The sequence below is a fragment of the Luteibacter sp. genome (genome assembly GCF_051958795.1).
GTDB lineage: Bacteria > Pseudomonadota > Gammaproteobacteria > Xanthomonadales > Rhodanobacteraceae > Luteibacter.
Genome location: NZ_JBQCFT010000270.1, coordinates 1 through 18,670, shown reverse-complemented (window position 1 = coordinate 18,670; position 18,670 = coordinate 1). Strand labels below are relative to the sequence as shown.

The 18,670-nt window shown below is 64.3% G+C and carries 17 protein-coding genes and 2 tRNA genes; 5 read left to right on the top strand and 14 right to left on the bottom strand.

Annotated features, from left to right (window positions below; genetic code table 11):
* Positions 1-255 precede the first annotated feature (255 nt).
* Positions 256-1,416 carry an acyl-CoA dehydrogenase family protein gene (locus ACTHLF_RS14330; protein WP_440328020.1) on the bottom strand — a complete coding sequence of 387 codons (1,161 nt, stop codon included), beginning with the start codon at positions 1,414-1,416 and terminating at the stop codon, positions 256-258.
* 170 nt (positions 1,417-1,586) lie between these two features.
* Here ACTHLF_RS14330 and ACTHLF_RS14325 point away from each other — a divergent pair, with 170 nt between their 5' ends.
* From ACTHLF_RS14325 to metH, 3 genes are read left to right on the top strand one after another with little or no spacing between them, the layout of a single operon-like run.
* Positions 1,587-2,513, top strand: a complete 927-nt coding sequence (locus ACTHLF_RS14325) for a metalloregulator ArsR/SmtB family transcription factor (RefSeq protein ID WP_440328019.1) — start codon at positions 1,587-1,589, stop codon at positions 2,511-2,513.
* Positions 2,514-2,524: 11 nt separating this feature from the next.
* A complete protein-coding gene (locus ACTHLF_RS14320) occupies positions 2,525-3,607 on the top strand; it encodes a homocysteine S-methyltransferase family protein (RefSeq protein WP_440328018.1) in 1,083 nt (360 codons plus the stop codon).
* Positions 3,604-6,306: a methionine synthase gene (gene metH / locus ACTHLF_RS14315; protein ID WP_440328017.1), complete on the top strand. Its 2,703-nt coding sequence runs from the start codon at positions 3,604-3,606 to the stop codon at positions 6,304-6,306. The genes ACTHLF_RS14320 and metH overlap by 4 nt, the downstream gene beginning before the upstream one ends.
* A 118-nt stretch (positions 6,307-6,424) precedes the next feature.
* Here metH and ACTHLF_RS14310 read toward each other — a convergent pair whose 3' ends face one another.
* The 8 genes from ACTHLF_RS14310 to pilV all read right to left on the bottom strand — a co-directional run bounded on the left by ACTHLF_RS14310 (position 6,425) and on the right by pilV (position 14,464).
* Positions 6,425-6,757, bottom strand: coding sequence for a lipid-A-disaccharide synthase N-terminal domain-containing protein (locus ACTHLF_RS14310; protein WP_440328016.1), 333 nt, complete (start codon positions 6,755-6,757; stop codon positions 6,425-6,427).
* Between the two features lie 113 nt (positions 6,758-6,870).
* A tRNA-Val gene (locus ACTHLF_RS14305) sits at positions 6,871-6,945 on the bottom strand.
* Positions 6,946-6,992: 47 nt separating this feature from the next.
* Positions 6,993-7,607 (bottom strand): GspH/FimT family pseudopilin, encoded by a 615-nt coding sequence (locus ACTHLF_RS14300; protein WP_440328015.1) that lies wholly within the window; start codon positions 7,605-7,607, stop codon positions 6,993-6,995.
* A gap of 17 nt (positions 7,608-7,624) precedes the next feature.
* Positions 7,625-8,062, bottom strand: coding sequence for a type IV pilin protein (locus ACTHLF_RS14295; RefSeq protein ID WP_440328014.1), 438 nt, complete (start codon positions 8,060-8,062; stop codon positions 7,625-7,627).
* The gene (locus tag ACTHLF_RS14290; RefSeq protein ID WP_440328013.1) at positions 8,052-11,873 is read right to left on the bottom strand and encodes a pilus assembly protein; all 3,822 of its coding nucleotides are present in this window, start codon (positions 11,871-11,873) and stop codon (positions 8,052-8,054) included. Before ACTHLF_RS14290 ends, ACTHLF_RS14295 begins: the two co-directional genes overlap by 11 nt.
* 10 nt (positions 11,874-11,883) lie before the next feature.
* Complete coding sequence (locus ACTHLF_RS14285; protein ID WP_440328012.1) at positions 11,884-12,531, bottom strand: pilus assembly PilX family protein; 648 nt, start codon at positions 12,529-12,531, stop codon at positions 11,884-11,886.
* Positions 12,532-12,542: 11 nt separating this feature from the next.
* Positions 12,543-13,922 (bottom strand): PilW family protein, encoded by a 1,380-nt coding sequence (locus ACTHLF_RS14280; RefSeq protein WP_440328011.1) that lies wholly within the window; start codon positions 13,920-13,922, stop codon positions 12,543-12,545.
* Complete coding sequence (pilV, locus tag ACTHLF_RS14275) at positions 13,919-14,464, bottom strand: type IV pilus modification protein PilV (protein ID WP_440328010.1); 546 nt, start codon at positions 14,462-14,464, stop codon at positions 13,919-13,921. The genes ACTHLF_RS14280 and pilV overlap by 4 nt, the downstream gene beginning before the upstream one ends.
* Before the next feature lie 189 nt (positions 14,465-14,653).
* Between pilV and ACTHLF_RS14270 the strand changes: the two genes are divergently transcribed.
* Complete coding sequence (locus ACTHLF_RS14270; RefSeq protein WP_440328009.1) at positions 14,654-15,007, top strand: hypothetical protein; 354 nt, start codon at positions 14,654-14,656, stop codon at positions 15,005-15,007.
* A gap of 352 nt (positions 15,008-15,359) precedes the next feature.
* On the opposite strand, the gene ACTHLF_RS14265 is transcribed toward ACTHLF_RS14270, so the two are convergent.
* Both ACTHLF_RS14265 and ACTHLF_RS14260 read right to left on the bottom strand, forming a co-directional pair.
* The gene (locus ACTHLF_RS14265; RefSeq protein WP_440328008.1) at positions 15,360-15,560 is read right to left on the bottom strand and encodes a hypothetical protein; all 201 of its coding nucleotides are present in this window, start codon (positions 15,558-15,560) and stop codon (positions 15,360-15,362) included.
* Positions 15,561-15,699: 139 nt separating this feature from the next.
* Positions 15,700-16,260, bottom strand: coding sequence for a GNAT family N-acetyltransferase (locus tag ACTHLF_RS14260; RefSeq protein ID WP_440328007.1), 561 nt, complete (start codon positions 16,258-16,260; stop codon positions 15,700-15,702).
* Between the two features lie 114 nt (positions 16,261-16,374).
* On the opposite strand from ACTHLF_RS14260, the gene ACTHLF_RS14255 reads away from it, so the two are divergent.
* A complete protein-coding gene (locus ACTHLF_RS14255) occupies positions 16,375-16,806 on the top strand; it encodes a hypothetical protein (protein WP_440328006.1) in 432 nt (143 codons plus the stop codon).
* A gap of 129 nt (positions 16,807-16,935) precedes the next feature.
* On the opposite strand, the gene ACTHLF_RS14250 is transcribed toward ACTHLF_RS14255, so the two are convergent.
* The 3 genes from ACTHLF_RS14250 to lspA form a co-directional block, all read right to left on the bottom strand.
* Positions 16,936-17,011, bottom strand: a tRNA-Thr gene (locus tag ACTHLF_RS14250).
* Between the two features lie 43 nt (positions 17,012-17,054).
* A complete protein-coding gene (gene ispH, locus ACTHLF_RS14245) occupies positions 17,055-17,996 on the bottom strand; it encodes a 4-hydroxy-3-methylbut-2-enyl diphosphate reductase (RefSeq protein ID WP_440328005.1) in 942 nt (313 codons plus the stop codon).
* 87 nt (positions 17,997-18,083) lie between these two features.
* Positions 18,084-18,584 carry a signal peptidase II gene (gene lspA / locus ACTHLF_RS14240; RefSeq protein ID WP_440328004.1) on the bottom strand — a complete coding sequence of 167 codons (501 nt, stop codon included), beginning with the start codon at positions 18,582-18,584 and terminating at the stop codon, positions 18,084-18,086.
* Between the last annotated feature and the right edge of the window lie 86 nt (positions 18,585-18,670).

The following is an 18,670-nucleotide window of genomic DNA, read 5'->3' as shown; positions in this document are numbered from 1 at the left end:
GATTGCACAGCGAGCATGGCTAGGTCGAACGCGCGACGGCAAGGTGTCGCTCATCCTCAGCGATCCGCAAGGCCGGCCCAGGCTAACCCTCGGCGTGAGCAACGACGGTACACCGAGCGTCGATATGCTGGATGCATCGGGGAAGGTAATGCGTTCGCTCAAGTAACGAGCGTCTACTGCATACAGATGTCGATCCCCTGAATCAAAAACCCCGGCACGTGGCCGGGGTCTTTGTGTATTGCTATAACGGTTCGCTCAGCGCAGCCCCGTCTCCGCACGCGCGATCACCATGCGCTGGATCTCGCTCGTGCCCTCATAGATTTCCGTGATCTTCGCATCGCGGAAGTAGCGCTCGAGCGGCATTTCCTTCGAGTAGCCCATGCCGCCGTGGATCTGCACGGCCTGATGGGTGATCCACATAGCGGCTTCGGAGGCGACGAGCTTGGCCATCGAGGCCTCGGTACCGAAGCGGCCGCCGGTCTTCTCGACCTGGCCCTTGGTCCACGCGGCGCGCAAGGTCAGCAGCAGGGCCGAATCCAGCTTGCACTTCATGTCGGCAATCTTGGACTGCGTCATCTGGAACGTGCCGATCGGCGTACCGAACGCCTTGCGGTCGCGCGACCACTGCAGCGTGGCTTCGTACGCCGCGCGGGCAACGCCCACGGCCTGCGAAGCAATGCCGATACGGCCGGCGTCGAGCACGCCCATGGCGATACCGAAGCCCTTGCCTTCCGCGCCGAGCAGGTCTTCCGCCGGGCAGACGTAGTCGTGGAACTCGATTTCGCAGGTGGCCGAGGCGCGGATGCCGAGCTTCGGCTCGGTCTTGCCGGCCAGGAAGCCCGGGCGCTTGGTATCGATGATGAACGCGGAGACGCCCTTGGCACCGATCCCCGGCGTGGTCACGGCGAACAGCACGATGTAACGCGCCACCGGGCCGGAGGTGATCCAGCTCTTCTTGCCGTTGATGACCCAATCACCGTCGGCGTTCTTCACCGCGCGGGTGTGCATGTTCGACGCATCGGAGCCGGACTGCGGCTCGGTGAGCGCGTAGGCACCGATGGCTTCGCCCGAGGCGATGGCGCGCACGTACTTCTGCTTCTGCTCTTCGGTGCCGTTCTTCAGGATGCCGTTGCAGAAGAGCGAGTTGTTCACCGACATGATGGTGGAGGTAGCAACATCCGCCGCGGCGATCTCGACCATGGCCAGCACGTAGGCGACCGGATCCATGCCGGCGCCGCCGTACTCTTCCGGCACCTCGATGCCCATCAGGCCCATCTGGCCCATTTCCTGGATGTTCTCGAGCGGGAATTCACCCTTGGCGTCGAACTCGGCGGCCACCGGGGCGATACGCTTCTGGGCGAAATCACGGGCGATGGACTGGATCGACAGCTGGTCGTCGGTGTAGCGGAAATCCATGGGTCATACCTCGGGCCGACAGGCGGCTCGGTTAGTCTTTGGGGAAAGCGATCCACCCATTCTAACGGTCGTTCGAGGTTTTCCCGCCCTGCACCGCAACATGCCAACTTGACGTTGGGCCCGTTCGGCCCCATCCTTAGTATCTCTGTATCGCGATGAAAGGATGTGGGATGGATCTGACGACGGCCTCGACGGTGTTGCGGCTGCTCGCCGATCCCACCCGGGTGCGCCTGCTGGCGCTGCTCGATCGCGAAGAACTGACCGTGGCCGAGCTGGCTGCCGTCCTGCACCTCGCGCAGCCCCGCGTCTCAACCCATCTTGCGAAACTCAAGGAGGCCGAGCTGGTGCGCGATCGCCGCGCCGGGGTGTCTGCCTATTACCGGGCCAACAGCGAAGCCGACCCCACCCTGGTCGCCCTCGTCGGCACGCTCCGCGACACCCTGAGTGACGCCCTGCTCCGCGAAGATGCCGAGCGCCTCCCGGCCGTACTGGCCCAGCGGGCGAGCACCGAGGGATGGGCGGACACCGTCGCCGGCGACATGGAGCGCCACTATTCCCCCGGACGCACGTGGGAAACCCTGGCGCGCTCCCTCCTGCAGCTGCTGGAGACCGGCGACGTGCTCGATATCGCCTCGGGCGATGGCGTCACCGCCGAACTGCTCGCACCGCATGCCCACTCCATCCTTTGCGTGGACAGTTCCGAGCGGGTGGTCGAAGCCGCCCGGCAGCGCCTGGCCCACTTCGCCAATGTCGAAGTGCGGCAGGGCGACATGCAGCAGCTCGACCTGGGCGAGCGCCGTTTCGACCTCGTGCTGATGATGCACGCCCTGACCTACGCCGAGCGCCCGGGTGATGTCTTCCGCCAGGTTGCCGGCGTGCTCAAGCCCGGCGGCCGCGTGCTGGCCGTGACCCTGGGCGAACACGACCACCGCGCCGTCGTCGAGCCGTTCGACCACCGCAACCTCGGCTTCAGCCGCGACGGCCTCACTGCCATGGCACGCGACGCCGGGCTGGACGTGGTCAGCTGCGACCGCCTGAGCCGCGAGCGCCGCGCCCCCCATTTCGAAGTCATCAGCCTGCTCGCACGCAAGGCCTGAGGAGAGCACCCATGAGCAGCCTTCCCTGGCTCCACCCCGAGCGCGTCGCCCTGATCCAGAAGGGCCTCGCCGAACGCATCATGATCCTCGATGGCGGCATGGGCACCATGCTGCAGAACCATAAGCTGGACGAGCACGGCTACCGTGGCGAACGCTTCGCCGGCGGCCACGACAGCACGCACGACCACGGCCACGACCACCCGGGCGAGTGCGACCTGAAGGGCAACAACGACCTGCTCCTGCTGACGCAGCCGCACATCATCCAGGGCGTGCACCAGGCCTACCTCGACGCCGGCGCCGACTTCGTGGAGACCAACACGTTCAACGCGACGCGGGTGAGCCAGGCCGACTACCACCTGGAACACCTCGTGCCGGAACTCAACCGCGAAGGCGCCCGCCTCGCGCGCGAGGTATGCGACGCGATGACGCTGAAGACACCGGAAAAACCGCGCTTCGTCATCGGCGTCATCGGCCCGACCAGCCGCACCGCATCGATCTCGCCCGACGTGAACGACCCCGGCTTCCGCAACGTGACGTTCGAGGAGCTCAAGGCGAACTACGTTGAAGCTGCGCGCGCACTGATCGAAGGCGGTGCCGACACGATCATGGTGGAAACCATTTTCGCTACGCTCAACGCCAAGGCAGCACTGTTCGCGCTCTCCGAGCTGTTCGACGAGCTCGGCGCCCGTGTCCCCGTCATGATCTCCGGCACCATCACCGATCGCTCGGGCCGTACCTTGTCCGGGCAGACGGCGGAAGCGTTCTTCTACTCGGTGGAACACATCCAGCCGTTGTCGGTCGGCCTGAACTGCGCGCTGGGCGCCGAGGACCTGCGCCCGCACGTGGGCATGCTCGCCCGCATCGCTAACGCGGCGGTCAGCACCCACCCGAACGCAGGCCTGCCCAACGCCTTCGGTGAGTACGACGAAAGCCCCGAGAGCATGGCGGCAACCATTCGCAGCTTCGCCGCGGATGGCCTGATCAACATCGTGGGTGGCTGTTGTGGCACCACGCCGGCGCATATCGCGGCCATCGCGGCCGCCGTCGCGCCCTACGCCCCGCGCGCCCCCAAGAGCATCGTCGAAGCCGCATGAGCATTCGCTACACCCGCCTCTCCGGCCTCGAGCCGCTGGTCCTCACGCCGGACCTCAACTTCATCAATGTCGGTGAACGCACCAACGTCACCGGCTCGGCGCAGTTCCGCAAGCTGATCAAGGAAGGCCGCTACGAAGAGGCCGTGGATGTCGCCCGCCAGCAGGTGGAGAACGGCGCCCAGATCATCGACATCAACATGGACGAAGGCCTCATCGATTCCGAGGCGGCGATGACGCGCTTCGTGAACCTGATCTCCTCCGAGCCGGATATCGCCCGCGTGCCCATCATGGTCGACTCCTCGAAGTGGAGCGTGATCGAGGCCGGGCTGCGCTGCATGCAGGGCAAGGGCATCGTCAATTCCATCTCGATGAAGGAAGGCGAGGCGCTGTTCCTCGAGCACGCGCGCAAGGTCCGCCAATACGGCGCCGCCGTGGTCGTCATGGCCTTCGACGAGGCGGGCCAGGCCGATACGAAAGAGCGAAAGGTCGAGATCTGCTCGCGCGCGTATGAACTGCTCACGGGCGAACTCGGCTTCCCGCCGGAAGACATCATCTTCGACCCGAACATCTTTGCCATCGCCACCGGCATCGAGGAACACAACAACTACGCCGTCGACTTCATCGAAGCGACCCGCGAGCTGAAGAAGCGCTTCCCGTCGTCGCATATCTCCGGAGGCGTCTCCAACGTCTCGTTCTCGTTCCGCGGCAACAACCCGGTGCGTGAGGCGATCCACTCCGTGTTCCTGTACCACGCCATCGCGGCGGGCATGGACATGGGCATCGTGAATGCCGGCGGCCTGTCGATCTATGACGACCTGCCTGAGGAACTGCGCGAGCGCGTCGAAGACGTCGTGCTGAACCGCCGCCCCGATGGTACCGAGCGCCTGCTCGATGTCGCGGACAAGTACAAGGGTGGCAAGGGTGCGGTGGTGGTGGAATCCGCCGCATGGCGCGAGAAAGGCGTGCAGGAGCGCCTGAGCCACGCGCTCGTCCACGGCATCGACCAGTACGTGGTCGAGGACACCGAGGAGGCCCGCCAGCAGGCGACCCGGCCACTCGATGTCATCGAAGGCCCACTCATGGCCGGCATGAATGTCGTTGGCGACCTGTTCGGCGCGGGCAAGATGTTCCTCCCGCAGGTGGTGAAGTCAGCCCGGGTAATGAAGAAGGCCGTGGCCCATCTCATCCCCTTCATCGAGGAAGAGAAGAAGCTCTCCGGAGAAGCGGTGCGCAGCAACGGCAAGATCGTGCTGGCGACGGTGAAGGGTGACGTCCACGACATCGGCAAGAACATCGTCGGCGTGGTGCTCCAGTGCAACAACTTCGAGGTCATCGACCTTGGCGTGATGGTGCCCACGCAGAAGATCCTGGACACCGCGCGGGCCGAAAACGCCGACATCATTGGCCTTTCCGGCCTGATCACGCCGTCGCTCGAAGAAATGAGCCAGGTGGCTCGCGAGATGCAGCGCCAGGACTTCCACGTGCCGCTGCTCATCGGCGGTGCCACCACCTCGCGCGCGCATACCGCCCTGCGCATCGAGCCCCATTACAAGTCGCCCACCGTCTGGGTGAAGGATGCCTCGCGTGCCGTAGGCGTGGCCCAATCACTGGTCAGCAAGGACCTGGTGGACGAGTTCATGGCGAAGGTGCGTTCGGAGTACGCGGAGGTGCGCGAGCGCCACCGCGGCCGCGGCACCGGCAAGACCCTGGTGGCGCTGGACAAGGCCCGTGCGCAACGCTTCACGTGTGACTGGAGCGCCTATGCGCCGCCCGTGCCGAAGACGCCCGGCATCACCGTGTTCGATGACTACGATCTTGCCGAGTTGCGCCAATACATCGACTGGTCACCGTTCTTCAACGCGTGGGAACTGGCGGGCAAGTTCCCGGCCATCCTTTCTGACGAAGTCGTGGGAACGCAAGCGACCGACCTGTTCAACGATGCGCAGGCGATGCTGGACAAGGTCATCGCTGAGAAATGGCTCACGGCCAAGGGCGTGATCGGCTTCTGGCCGGCGGCCCAGGCGGGTGACGATATCGAGGTCTACGCCGAGCCTGGCACCGGCGAAAAGCGTAAGCCCATGGCCGTGCTGCACCAGCTGCGCCAACAGGTGGACAAGCCGGTCGAACGGCCCGACTTCTGCCTTGCGGATTTCGTCGCGCCCAAAACCAGCGGCGTGCAGGATTGGGTCGGCGGCTTCGCGGTCACTGCCGGCATCGGCATCGACGCCCATGTGGCGCGGTTCGAAGCCGCCTACGATGATTATTCGGCGATCCTGCTGAAGGCATTGGCGGATCGACTGGCCGAAGCCTTTGCCGAGCGCATGCACGAGCGTGTGCGTAAGGAATTCTGGGGTTACGAGCCGGATGAGGCGCTGGATAACGAAGCACTGATCAACGAATCGTACCGGGGCATCCGCCCTGCCCCCGGTTATCCGGCCTGCCCCGAGCATACCGAGAAGCGCACTCTTTTCGCGCTGCTCGATGCGACGAAGCACACCACCGTCGAACTCACCGAAGGCATGGCCATGTACCCCACGGCCGCCGTCTCTGGCTGGTACTTCTCACACCCGGACAGCCAGTACTTCGTGGTCGGCCGCCTCACCCGCGAGCAGGTCGACGACTACGCGAAGCGCAAGGGCTGGGACCGCCAGGAAGCCGAACGCTGGCTGGCCACCAACCTGGACTACGACCCGGATTGAGTGCCTCGCCTGTAGGAGCCCACCCTGTGGGCGACATCTTTCGCGATGACGTTCGTAATTCTTGCGGCGCTTTCGCGAAAGGCGTCGCCCACAGGGTGGGCTCCTACGCGGGCTGCGGTCAGGTTTCTTCCGGGCCGCCCGGCTTCACCGTTTCCTGGTTGTCCTTGTTCTTCAGGTGCGCGAACACGTTGTAGAAGGACACGAGCATCGGGAAGGCGGTCTGGATGATGCCGACGGAATCGTTCTTGCCCCAGATGAAATAGGCCAGGGTCAGGACACTGCCGCTGACGGACAGGTACCAGAACGACATGGGTACCGTGACCTTCTTGTTCTTCTTCGTGGCGTAGAACTGGACGAACCAGCGCGCGGTGAAGAGCAAGGTGCCGATAAGGCCGATGATCTTCCACGGGGTAAGGGTGATCAGGTGGAGCTCGGTGAGGGCTTCGTGCATGGCGATGTCCTGGGGCGTGCGTCCGGCGATTCTAAGGGCTGGCGCCTTCCCCGGGGCTTAGGGAACGGCGGGAAAAAAAAACCCGGCGCGAGGCCGGGTTTTCAAGGATTCGATGGTGGGCGGTACAAGGATCGAACTTGTGACACCTGCCGTGTGAAGGCAGTGCTCTACCGCTGAGCTAACCGCCCATCGAGCCGCGCATTTTACGGGGTCCCTCCCCGGCCGTCAACGGGGCTCAGAGGAGGCAGGATGAGGTCAGCGGCAGCGGAACCACCGTCATGGACCCCGTCGGTCGAAGGGTGACCAGCGAGCCCTGCATGCCACTGACGTTCACGCCCAGATGGTCGGTGTCCAGTTCCTGCGGGGTGCGGGCGCAGGCAACGAACGACAGCTGGGTGCGACCCGTACTCGTCACGAACTGGCCCGTCTGGTCGAAGGTGAACAGCTTGCCATCCGAGGAGCGAAGGGAGACCCCCCTTACCCGCGGCGTGTAACGCAGGATGTCCATATTGCCCTTCGTCGTCGAATAGGGCTGGTTGGGGCCATCGGTCGTGACATCGTACGAATAGACCATCCAGCCCATGTCGTAATCGAATGCGCCGCTGGTGACTTCCGCGCAGGTCGTGCCGGTCGTGCTGCGGCAGATCGACACGAACCGGTGCTGCGATGCCGCCTGGCCACGTGCGAACTGAACATCAGCCGTGAAGCTGTTTGTCGTACTGGCCACGCTACCCCGGGCCAGCACATCGCGAAAGCGCGGCACGGCGTACGCCATGAGCATGGCCATCACGAGAATCGTCACCATCAGTTCAACGAGCGACAGGCCCTTGATCCGCGATTGCATGCGCATGGGAATTCCTCGTGCCATTACCAGCAAAGCCCGTTCGAGTTCTTCGTCGCGTCACTGGCAGCAGGAAGTTTGACGCCACTCGAATCGATACTCAGCGCGCCGCACACATCCTTTGCCTGGGCACCGCCGGCGACGACGTTCGCCGTGGCGGTGAACGCCTTGGTCAGGTTGTCGCCCGTAATCGTGACCGTGTAATACCCGCGCTCGGAATTCGCGCTCCCGAGCTTGAGGGCCCCCGTGACCGGATCGGCGGCGTAGGTATTGAACGTGGAGTAGTAACGCTCCTGCGCATTCGCCACGCGCAGGAGCAACTCCTTCGCATCGGCACGCCGCGCCCGGTACGCATAGCGCGAGTACTGGGTGATAGCGATGCTCGCCAGGATCGCCATCACCACGACGACGATCATCAGCTCAAGGAGCGTGAAACCACGAGAGCTTCGGGAATTAGTGGTCATTGAGGATCCTCCAGGAACGGCGGCGCCAGATCAGCATGTCGAGGCCTGCGCCCGATGTACTGCCACTTGTGCCTCGCCCGATGCCCGGAATAACTCCCGACGCCCCGCCGGCCGAAGTTGCCACAGGCAGTGTGCCATTCGACGGTGCGTTGGTAATGCGGTAGCCGGTGATCGAATAGGACGTGGAACCAAACGAGCCGGTACCGCTCACACCCGCACCCGCGCCACCGGTTGTGGCATCGATCACGAGCAGCGCGCCCACGCGGCCCGGGTTGCAAGGGTCCGCGGTTGTCGGGATCAGTGTGGTAATGATCGCGCGGTTGGTATTGAAGAGCGCCGTTGGGGTCACGACCACCCGCTCGCCGAGCACGCCGGAGATATTGAGGTCAAAGTACCACCCGCCAACCAGCGTCGGCGTCGGTACCGCATTCGACGTAAGCCCGCGGTTACCCGCTGAATCCTCGACCATCACCTGCTGCACCAGGTTGCTGCGCGTCCACGGCAGCCCTGTCGTCTTGCCAGGGCCCGGATCGCGCACGCCATACACCGATTGCGTCTTCGCATCCGTGGTCGTGCGGTCGTCGGAGCCAATGAACTTGCCCGTGCCGAACAACACGATGAACGACTGCGAGGTGGGGTCCGGGAACAGGCGCGGCATCACCGTGATCGGCTGGTCTGCATTGGTGAGCGCCTTGGTGCCCGCGGGGGAATCGTCGGTCGGCTTGTACACCAGGTCGACCGTTCCCGTGGAAAGGTTACGCAAGTCAAAGCGCCACAGGTTGCCCGCAAGATCGCCAGCGAAAGCGACGTCGTCGATCTGGTCGTTGTTGTAGTCACCCAGCACAGGGGTGGAGAGACCCCAACTCGAAATCGTGGCACCACCGTAGGTACTCGGCGTACGGAATTCCTTGAGGATCGCACCGGTCTGCGCATCCAGGACAAACAGCGACGTGCGCACGGCGGAAGCCTCGGGCACCTTGCTGTCCGGATTCAGCGCATCCAGCGGGAAATAGCCGGCCGGGACCAGCACGACCCACTTGCCGTTGCTGAGGCGCCCGACGTTAGGCTGGCCATAGGTGTAGCCCAGACGCGCACCACCCTTCGCCGAGTTGGCGTTGCCCGGCGTGCTGCTGTTGAACTCCCACAAAACCTTCGATGCCGCATCGGCCGAGGAGGTCGCCGCCGGGTTCGTGATATCCAGGGCGTAGACACCGCGACCGCCAAGGCGCAGGCCGCCCAGCAGGATCGTGTGCCAGCCCTGCGTCGAACCTGTCGAGAAATACACATCGCGATAGATCGGCGTGGCGTCGACCGTCGGCGCGTAGGCAAAATTCTCTTTCTTCGAAAAGGCCTGAAGATTGCGCGCGGATGCAGCGGGCACATAGGCCCAGCGCTCTCGACCGGGGTTGGCGGAAGGCGCGCCGGCCAGCGCGGCGTCAAAGCCGTGGACCATGCCATCGTTCGCGGCCACCCAAAGTGTCGGGACCCGCTTGAGGTTGTCCGACACGTACTGGGAATAGGATTTCGTGGCATCCGCTGTATAGGCGACGGTTTCCGGCGCCTTCGTGCCATCGGCCGAGGGCGGGAAGTAGTCGCGATAACCGCTGGACGGGTAGCTGGTGTAGACCGGCTGTGCGTTGATGATGGCGCCAAGTAGCGTGCTGCGGGCACGCAACAGGTTGCCTTCGTCCGTACGCGATCCACGGACCCAGTTCACGCGGTTCAGGCCCAGCGAATCCGCCGAGCCCGATGCACCGGTGCCATCGGAGGTGTTCATGATGGCCGCTTCGGTCGCGCCGAGGTTCGAGTACTGGTAATCAACGCCCGTCGTACCGTTCCACGTGGCGATCATGCGCGCATCCGTACGCTCAGTCAGCTGCTTGCCCGCATCCCAAAGCAACGTGCCCTGCACGCCAGCACTGTTGATCGTGTACGCCTGCAGGGTGCCCGACCAGTCGGTTGACGAGAACGACGGCACGTAAGTGACTGCGTTATCCCCGATCACGCCGGTGTTGAGCGACGCCGAGACCGCGCTGGTCGAAGTCGCGATCACCGAGTTGATGATGCTGACCAGGCTGTTGACCAGCGTCGCCGGGTTGGATGCGTTGAAGAAACCGCCGCGGCTGTTGATCGCGCCATGCCAGGTATCGTCAACCGCCGGTGCGGAGTTGTTCGAGGGCTGCGGCCACTGCTTCGTGCCAGCGAGGAGCGACGCATAGTCGTCTGGGTATGCAAGGGTGCCGGCGACGCCCAGGGTCACGTAGAACTGTGAGATGTGCTGCCACTTTGCCGGGTCGTTGGATGGGTTCCAGTAGACATCGGGGTTGGCACCCGGATTCTTGGGGTCGACCGTCGTTGCCGAGGTCAGGTCCTTCCAGTAGGGCTTTACGCCGTCGGTCAGGCCAGGCTGGGCATCAGTCGCCCAGAAGAACCATGCGATATTCGCCATCGAGGAGTTGTACGCACCGCCAGCGACGTTGCTATAGATCGCCGAGGTCGTCGCACTCGGGTTGTACGCCGTCCCGTCCGGCAGCGTCTGCGATACCGTCGCGGTATTTGTGCTGCCGCTCATGGCCACCGCGCCGCTGCCGCCGGCGCCCGGCAGGCCCGGATCACCTTCGTTCCAGTAACCATCGGTCACCAGCATGTGGAAGTTCTTGCGGCAAGTCAGGTCCGCTGTATCCGCTGCTGCCGTCTTGCCATTCCAGTACGGGTCGTTGGCATCCTTGGTCAGCTTCTGCCGGAAGATGTTGCTCGCACGGATCGTCGCGGCGCGCGCCGGCGTGCTGTTGCCGCCCACCACCTGGAACATCCAGTCGTAGAAGTCGGAGCGCACGGACGAATCGAACGCACCAATATCCATGAGGACGGCCGTCGTACCGAAGCGGGTATCCAGGTTGCGTGAGTCGCCGGTATCCCGCTGGTTCGCCATGTTCTGCCAGGCAATGCGGATCGAGTTACCGATCTTCGAGAATGCCTGCGACAGGGTCGTGCGCGTCATCATGTTGCGCGTGCGGTAATACGCGAACCAGTTCGCGAAGTTCTGGTACTGGTCAGCGGGAACAGCCACCGGCTCCCAGTTGTTCGAGTCGTACAATACGGACGTATTCATCGACTTGTCGGTATTGACCGCCGATGCGGTGGATTTCAGACGCCAGTAGTAAGGGCCGCCATTGGGTTTGCTTTTGCCATCGCCGGCGTCCACCGTCTTTGTATCGAACGGATTCTTCTGGCCGCTGGTGCATGCCCAGCGCGTGTCCTTATCGGCGCCTGTCATGTCATCGACACGCTTATCGTATGCATCACCCTGGCTGTTGCGATTGCTCAGCGTCGAACCCGTTGCATTCGGTATTACCGCGTTCGCCTTGCGATTTACGTCGATACCGTTGAACCACACGTAGTTCAGGCTTTTGAACGAGCCATCAGCATTGGAGGCAGCGTTCGGGAACGACGTGCCGTCCGCGTAAACCGGCGGCGTGTACTTGATGTTCGGGTTGTAGTACACGCCGTTCATCGCCTGGGCGAGCTTGGTTCCAGCCGCTGCGCGCGGATCGATCACGCCCGCGCACATCCACGGCTTGCTGCTATCCCAGCCGCCGCCGTCGAACGGGCGGTTGTCGCCCATGTAGTAGCTTTGCATCGAGCCCGAATCGTCGAACGTGATCGCCACGTTCGGCGCCACCGACGTCGTCAGGTCAGGGGGTGTGGTCGACAGGTCCGTGGTCTTCGCGGCGGCCATGCCGGTGTAACCACCCGTGGCGGCAAGCGCGAAGGCGACCAGGAATGAGAGGGAACGTTGGGATGCACTCATGGGGCAGCTCTCAATTGGCCTTGGCCGCGAAGGTCGTTTCGATCACGCGAACGGTGTTCGGGTTTGCCCCTGCTGCGCGCGCCGTGATGCGATAGATGTGGCTGTCCGTACTGGTGTTGCCAGTGCCAGGTGATGACTGGCCGGATTCGTGCTGCGTGCCCGACCCGGCCGGCAACTCGAGGCCCATATCCTCGATGATGTACAGCGGGTCGCGCGCCAGCTTGAACGAGCCGTCAGTGCTGGCTGTTTTCATCACCCCTGACTTGTACTTGGTGCCACCGCCGGTGCCACTGTCATCGCCGCTGCTGTCATCGACCCAACCCGGCTTGCTTCGAAAGCTCTCAACCGTCGCGTTCGGGTTGACCGGGTCGTAGATGAAGCAAGCCGGACCGTTGGTGGTGCACGCGATGGGATTGAGGCTGCTGGCAGTCCAAAGCCGCCACTCGGCTCCGCGCAGCGCGGATTCAGCACCGAGATCGGCAAGCTGCGAGCTGCGCAAGCCACCGGAAAGGCGAAGCTGCAGCAGCGACGTACCCGAGGCCGATACCGCGAGGATCGTGATAAGCAGCAGGAAGATAAGTGCCACGACAAGCACGACACCCCGCTGTCCATGCTTTCCCGCGAGGAACGGACGTTTCATACGAATCTTGGTGGTCATGACGCCCTGCCTCACGGGTTGTAGTTACGCAGCATCACCAGTGAGGTGAACTGGCGGCGGAGACGCTGCTCGGCGAAGCCCTGGGTAGCCGGCCGGATCGCAAGCTTCGTGGTGTCGGTCTCGGTCGGATACACCGGCGCGAACGTAGTGCCGGCCTGGTCAGGCGTATAGAGGAACGCCGTCTCTGGCGTGGTCGTCGAGGCGATCACGACCTGGCTGGAAACCAGTACCGACACCTCGATGCTCTTCACCGCGCGCCACAGGCAGCCAGCATCGGTAATACCGAGGCTCTTTGCGGTCGGCGGGCAACTGATCGTATTGCCGAGACGCGAATCAACCTGGTTGGCCGTGAGGAACCGGACACCGCCGGTCGAATCCTCGATACCGTAACGGAACGTCAGGCGCTCCACGCCCCGGATCAATTCCTCGTCGGGCTGGTTGGTCGCGGGGCCGTTGACCCGGCGCATGAGGGCGCCCGTCTTGACACCCGCGTTGGTGCCATCGTCACTCACCACCTGCACGTAGTAAGTCACGTTCTGCATGTCGTTCTGGAAATCGAACAGCCGCGGTGCCGACAGCGGCTGCTGCGCGAGCGGCGCCTCGAAGTTATTGGAAGCGTCCGGAACCAGCACGCCCGTGCCGGCTCCGGTCACGGCGAATACCTGCGCACTGGCGCAGTCGGCCATCAAGGCGAGGTTGCCCTTGAATGCGCTGACCGGGAGCTCGCTGGACGTCGGGTTGAGGTCGATCTCCTTCAACGTACCCGTCACGTCGGTATTCGCGACCGCTACGTTGTTACCACCAAGCCGCCAGCCACGCGAGGCGTCGAGATAGCGAACGGTGAGCACGTCGGTACCCTTGACGCGGTTGCCGACGTTGGTGCCCACGGTATCCAGGGAACCGCCAAGGAACGTGGTCGGCAGCAGCGGTGCGCACGCCGCGGTGCCGGTGCAGTTGTACCCGCGCATGAACATGAACGAGGGCATCTGATAGCTGGCCGTCGGGGCGGCGGGGTACGTGTTCGTACCCGAGGTCGCGCCCCACTTGGTCGTATTCTCGTACAGCGCGTCAATCAGGTTCTTGGCCTGGACACGCGGCGCAAGCAGGCCGTCGAGATACAGCCCTGTTCCCGATTTCAGTGATGCAAGGCCACCGGTGTTGTTGCAATACATGCCCGTGGCCATGCTCAGGTCGTCGTTGAGCTTGCCGATGGCGAACCGGCCGTCTTCCTGCATGCGCGCTAGCTGCGTCTGCACGCGGTTGCTGCTGGAGGTGGAAAGGAACAGCGTCACGATGCCGCCCGCCACGATGACGCCGAGCACCAGGGCAACCATCAGTTCGATCAGGGTGACGCCGCGCGCGGCTGCACGACGAATGCCGTGGATACTCATGGCTCGAAGACCCAGGTGAAGGACTGCAGGTTCGACGAATCAGAACGATCGTCGGATGTGCCATAGCCGCGCTCTGCCCAGGTCACGGTCATGGTGCATAGACCGCTGTACGGCGGCCGCTTTGAGAACTGGTCAGCGGAAGGCGTGAAGCTGACGCCCGACGTGTCGCAGGCGATGGTGGTTTTGCCCAGGCCAGGCAGGAACGTTTGCAACTGGGCGCTCCACAGCAGTTGATCGCGGAGCGCCACGTCGGAAGGCTTGCACGCCGCCGTGTTATCGCATTTGGGCATGGTGCCGGTGACGGGATAGGTGGCGTCATAGCTACCCGACCACAGGCCGTAGGGATTGGCGCGCATGCGATCGGCCATGCTGCTGGCCAGGAAGGTCAGCTGGGTGCGCGTGAAGGCTTGCTGGTTCGACTTTGTCGCCACGACCAGAAGGCCGGCAAGGCCGATCAGCCCGATGCTGAAGACCAGGACGGCCATGAGCACTTCGATAAGCGACACGCCGCGCGACGCGCGGCGGGATTGGATCGTGGCCACGTGGGCTCCCCTCTGGTTCTCCCTGTCCGTAGGCTACCGGCACGCTTCGCACAATCCAGCGCCGGCCGACGAACGGCGCCATCCTCGCGATAAGCGGTGGGTCGGCGAAGGGCTATAGAGGCACCCGACACGCTAGGATGGCGCGGCGGCCGTCCAGCCACCGAACGTTCACTCCATCCGGGAAAAACCATGCGCCAGCTTCGCCTTGCCATCGTCGCCGCCACCCTGGCCCTGCCGGGGCTTGCCAGCGCAGCCAACGCACTGCCGAACACAACCGCCGAGGAAGCCGGCCGGGCCGCGGGATTCGCCAGCCTGCTCTGCGGTACCCCGGGTTCACGCGTGGATGCTTTCCGCCAGGCACTCGATCGCTTCGTGCCGGGCACCTCGACCTCCGCGGATTTCATCCGGGGTGAGGCGGCTTCGCGCCAGCTGTATACACGGACCAGCACCACTAACAACGGCGATACGGCCGAACTTCGCCAGACGTACTGCGGTGAAGTGAACGACACATTCAGCCGCGTTCTGACGACGCCGGCTCCCTGAACGCGCCACGCGGGAGTCACCGCGGTATCACGGCACGGTCATCCGCCGACCGGATGATGCCGCTATCCCGCTCGAGTGCCCCGACCGTGCAAGCCCAGTACGTACACGCTACCCACGACGCCCTTTTCCGCATCGTCAGGCATGGGCATCGTTGGCGCACCCTGCGCGCCGATGAAGAACTGGGTCGGTTCGAGTCGGCGGAAGCTGCCGTGCAATACCTTCGCGATAACATACCGGGCACCCGGCTCCCCCGCCGCTTGGCCGACTGGCGCTACCTGCCGGCAGGCGCCCTCGCCCATCTGCCCCCTCCGACCCCGTCGGCCCTGGCCCGTCTGGCCAGCGCCGCCTGAACTCAGGCCCTTTCGCCGATCATTTTATCGATCGCCAGCCTGGCGTGCGGCAGGAAGTCGTCGGTGGACTCGCAGTCGGCGAGTAGGGTGTCAGCATTGCCCGTCCCCATGCTCAGCACTTCGATGCCGCCTTGCAGGATGGTGTAGCCGGAGCGGCTGCAGAGGATTTCATAGCCCCTGTAGTGGTGAACTGGGTGATCCATGGCGTTCGTTTACTCGAGTTGGGTTACCCGGCGCCGCCCGTCCGACCGGTAGCAGCCAGTGTAGGGATCACCCGGATGAATGCCCTGTGTTCCAGCGCGCCCGGAGCCTGCACATTTCAGGCAAAACACCGGCAGCGGTTCAGCCAGGCCGCCGCCATTCGCGCGCCAGCATGGCGTAAATGACGTCGTCCACCCATTCGCCCCGGAAGAAATAGCTCTCCACGTGGTGGGCCTCCTGGCGAAAACCCAGTGACCGCAGCAGTGCGATGCTGGCCACGTTGCGCGGGTCGACCGAGCCTACCGAACGGCGGTAGCCCCATTCGCCGAAGGCCATCTCGAGCATGGCCGCCATGGCTTCGCGGGCATAGCCCCTGCCCTGCCTGTCCGGACGCAGCGAGACGCCGAACTCGATGGCGTCGCTGGTGGATGCCGGGAAATGCACGCCAAGGTCGCCCACGAGTTCACCGGTGGCCCGGTCGCGGACGGCGAGCTGACACCAAGCGTCCTTCGTGGGGAACGCCAGGTCGGCCTGCCCGGCGATGAACGCCTCCGCCTCGGCCAGGCTGGCCGGTTTCCAGCCCTGGTAGCGGGCGACGGCATCGTCCCCCCGATAAGCAAACAATACGGGTGCGTCACCCGGCTCCATCCGATCAAGGCGCAGGCGCGCCGTATCGATCGCCTTATCTCGTGTCGCTTGCATGCATCCCTCGCGAATGTCTTTACGCAGGCATTACCCGAAAACCGCCCAAGCCGGGCAGCGTTTTTACGCCTGACGCCAAGATACTGGCCGCACCTTTCCATGGGAACTGCGACGATGTCGATCCTCGTGATCACGGGCCCCCGCGGCGATGCACAGGCAACCCCGCTGGCGGACGCCGCCATGTGCCGGCTGTGGGAGCGTGCGCAGTCGGCTGGCGTGGACCTGTGCTGGCGGCCTTGCAGGGACTTTGCCGAACTGGGCAGTTGCCTGGGCGCCGGCAACGATGCCGAGCTCGTCCTGCTCGACGTGGATGCCAACGGGGTGCCGCCCAGCCAGGTGGCTGGCGTGCGAGAGGCCCTTTCCTCCCTGCCCGTGCCTTACATCGAGATCCACCGTGACAGCAGGGAAGCGGATGCTTCCGCGCTCGCGCCGGGGCATCCGTCACTGGTAAGCGTGGTCGTGCCGGGCGATGCGGCGGCGGGCTACGACATGGCGTTGTCGATCGGGCTGCGTTACCTGGCATTGGAGGCGCGTGCTGCCGCTTGACTGAGGCACCGGGATCGCGCGCAAGCGCGCTCCCACATGGTCCATGCAGATCTGACAGGCAAAAAAAACCCGCGTCAGCGGGTTTTTCCGTTGCTTCCACGAACGCGCCACGGCAATCGGGGAAGTGTTTGGTGCCGGAAATAGGAATCGAACCTACGACCTCATCATTACGAATGACGCGCTCTACCAACTGAGCTATTCCGGCGAGACGCGGAATTCTAGGGGACGCGAGCCCCCTGCGCAAGGCCTCAGGAGGCCAGGCGGAGTTCCTTCGGCAGGGCAAACGTGATGTTCTCGGCCTCGCCATCGAGCTCACGCACGTCACCAGCGCCCCAGGACTGCAGGCGAGCGATGACTTCCTTCACCAGCTTCTCGGGGGCCGAAGCGCCCGCCGTGACGCCGATACGGGCCTTGCCATCGATCCAGGCCTTCTCGATGTGCTCCGCGCCATCGATCAGGTAGGACGGGACGCCCTGCTTTTCCGCCAGCTCACGCAGGCGGTTCGAATTGGAGCTGTTAATCGAACCCACCACGAGCACCAGGTCCACGGCGTCGGCGAGACGGCGCACCGCGTCCTGGCGGTTCTGCGTGGCGTAGCAGATATCGTCCTTGCGCGGGCCTTCGATCGAAGCGAACTTCGCGCGCAGGGCGTTGATGATCGCGATGGTGTCATCCACGGAAAGCGTGGTCTGGGTGACGAAGGCCAGCTTGTCCGGCTGTACCGGCACCAGCTCGGCGACGTCTTCGACCGATTCGACCAGGTAGATATTGCCCGGATTGGCCCGGTTCCACTGCCCCATCGTGCCTTCGACTTCCGGGTGGCCGGCGTGGCCAATCAGGATCACGTCGTGGCCGGCGCGGCCCAGGCGGGCGACTTCCATGTGCACCTTGGTGACCAGCGGGCAGGTAGCGTCGAACACGCGCAGTCCGCGACGGTCGGCCTCCTCGCGCACGGCCTTGGGCACGCCATGCGCGCTGAAGATCACCGTGGAGTTATCCGGCACCTCGTCGAGCTCTTCGACGAACACGGCGCCATCGGCGCGCAGGCGCTCGACCACGTAGCGGTTGTGTACCACTTCGTGGCGGACGTAGATCGGCGCACCGTACGATTCGAGCGCGCGCTCCACGATGGCAATGGCGCGATCGACGCCGGCACAGAAGCCGCGGGGGTTGGCGAGGATGATATCCATGCCGGGGATTATCGCACGGGATGGGGGTGTCCGCGGTCCATGCCGGGTATCGCGCGCAAGCGCGCTCGCACAGACTTATGGGCGGCTTCAGGCCTTTTTGGGGTTGGGCTGGAACAGGCTGAACACGATCAGGCCGGCGGCGCCCACGGAGATCGCGCAGTCCGCCACGTTGAACACCGGGAACGGGTAGCTGCCGAAGTACACGGAAATGAAATCCGTGACTTTCGCGGCGTACAGCCGATCGATGAGATTGCCGAGTGCTCCGGCGATAATCATCGCCAGCGGTGCCGCGGTACGCCAGTCGCGGCGCGGGGTGCGGGCCAGCCAGGTCGCCAGGACGGCGCTGATGGTCACGGCGAGCAAGGCAAAGAACCAGCGCTGCCAGCCGGCGCTGTTGGCCAGGAAGCTGAACGCCGCACCGGTATTGAACGTCAGCGTCCAGTACAGGAACCCGGGGATCACCGGGTGCGGGGTCTCCGCAGGCTGCAACGCGACCAGGGCCCACCACTTGGTGAGCTGGTCGGCCACGATCAGGCCCAGCGTGAGCCAGAGCCAGGCAAGCGCATTCGGGCGGGGGCGTTCAGTCATGCGAAAAGCCGATTGGAGTAACGACATTGTGGGAGCGCGCTTGCGCGCGATGGGTGCTCGCGGCAAGCCGATCGCGCGCAAGCGCG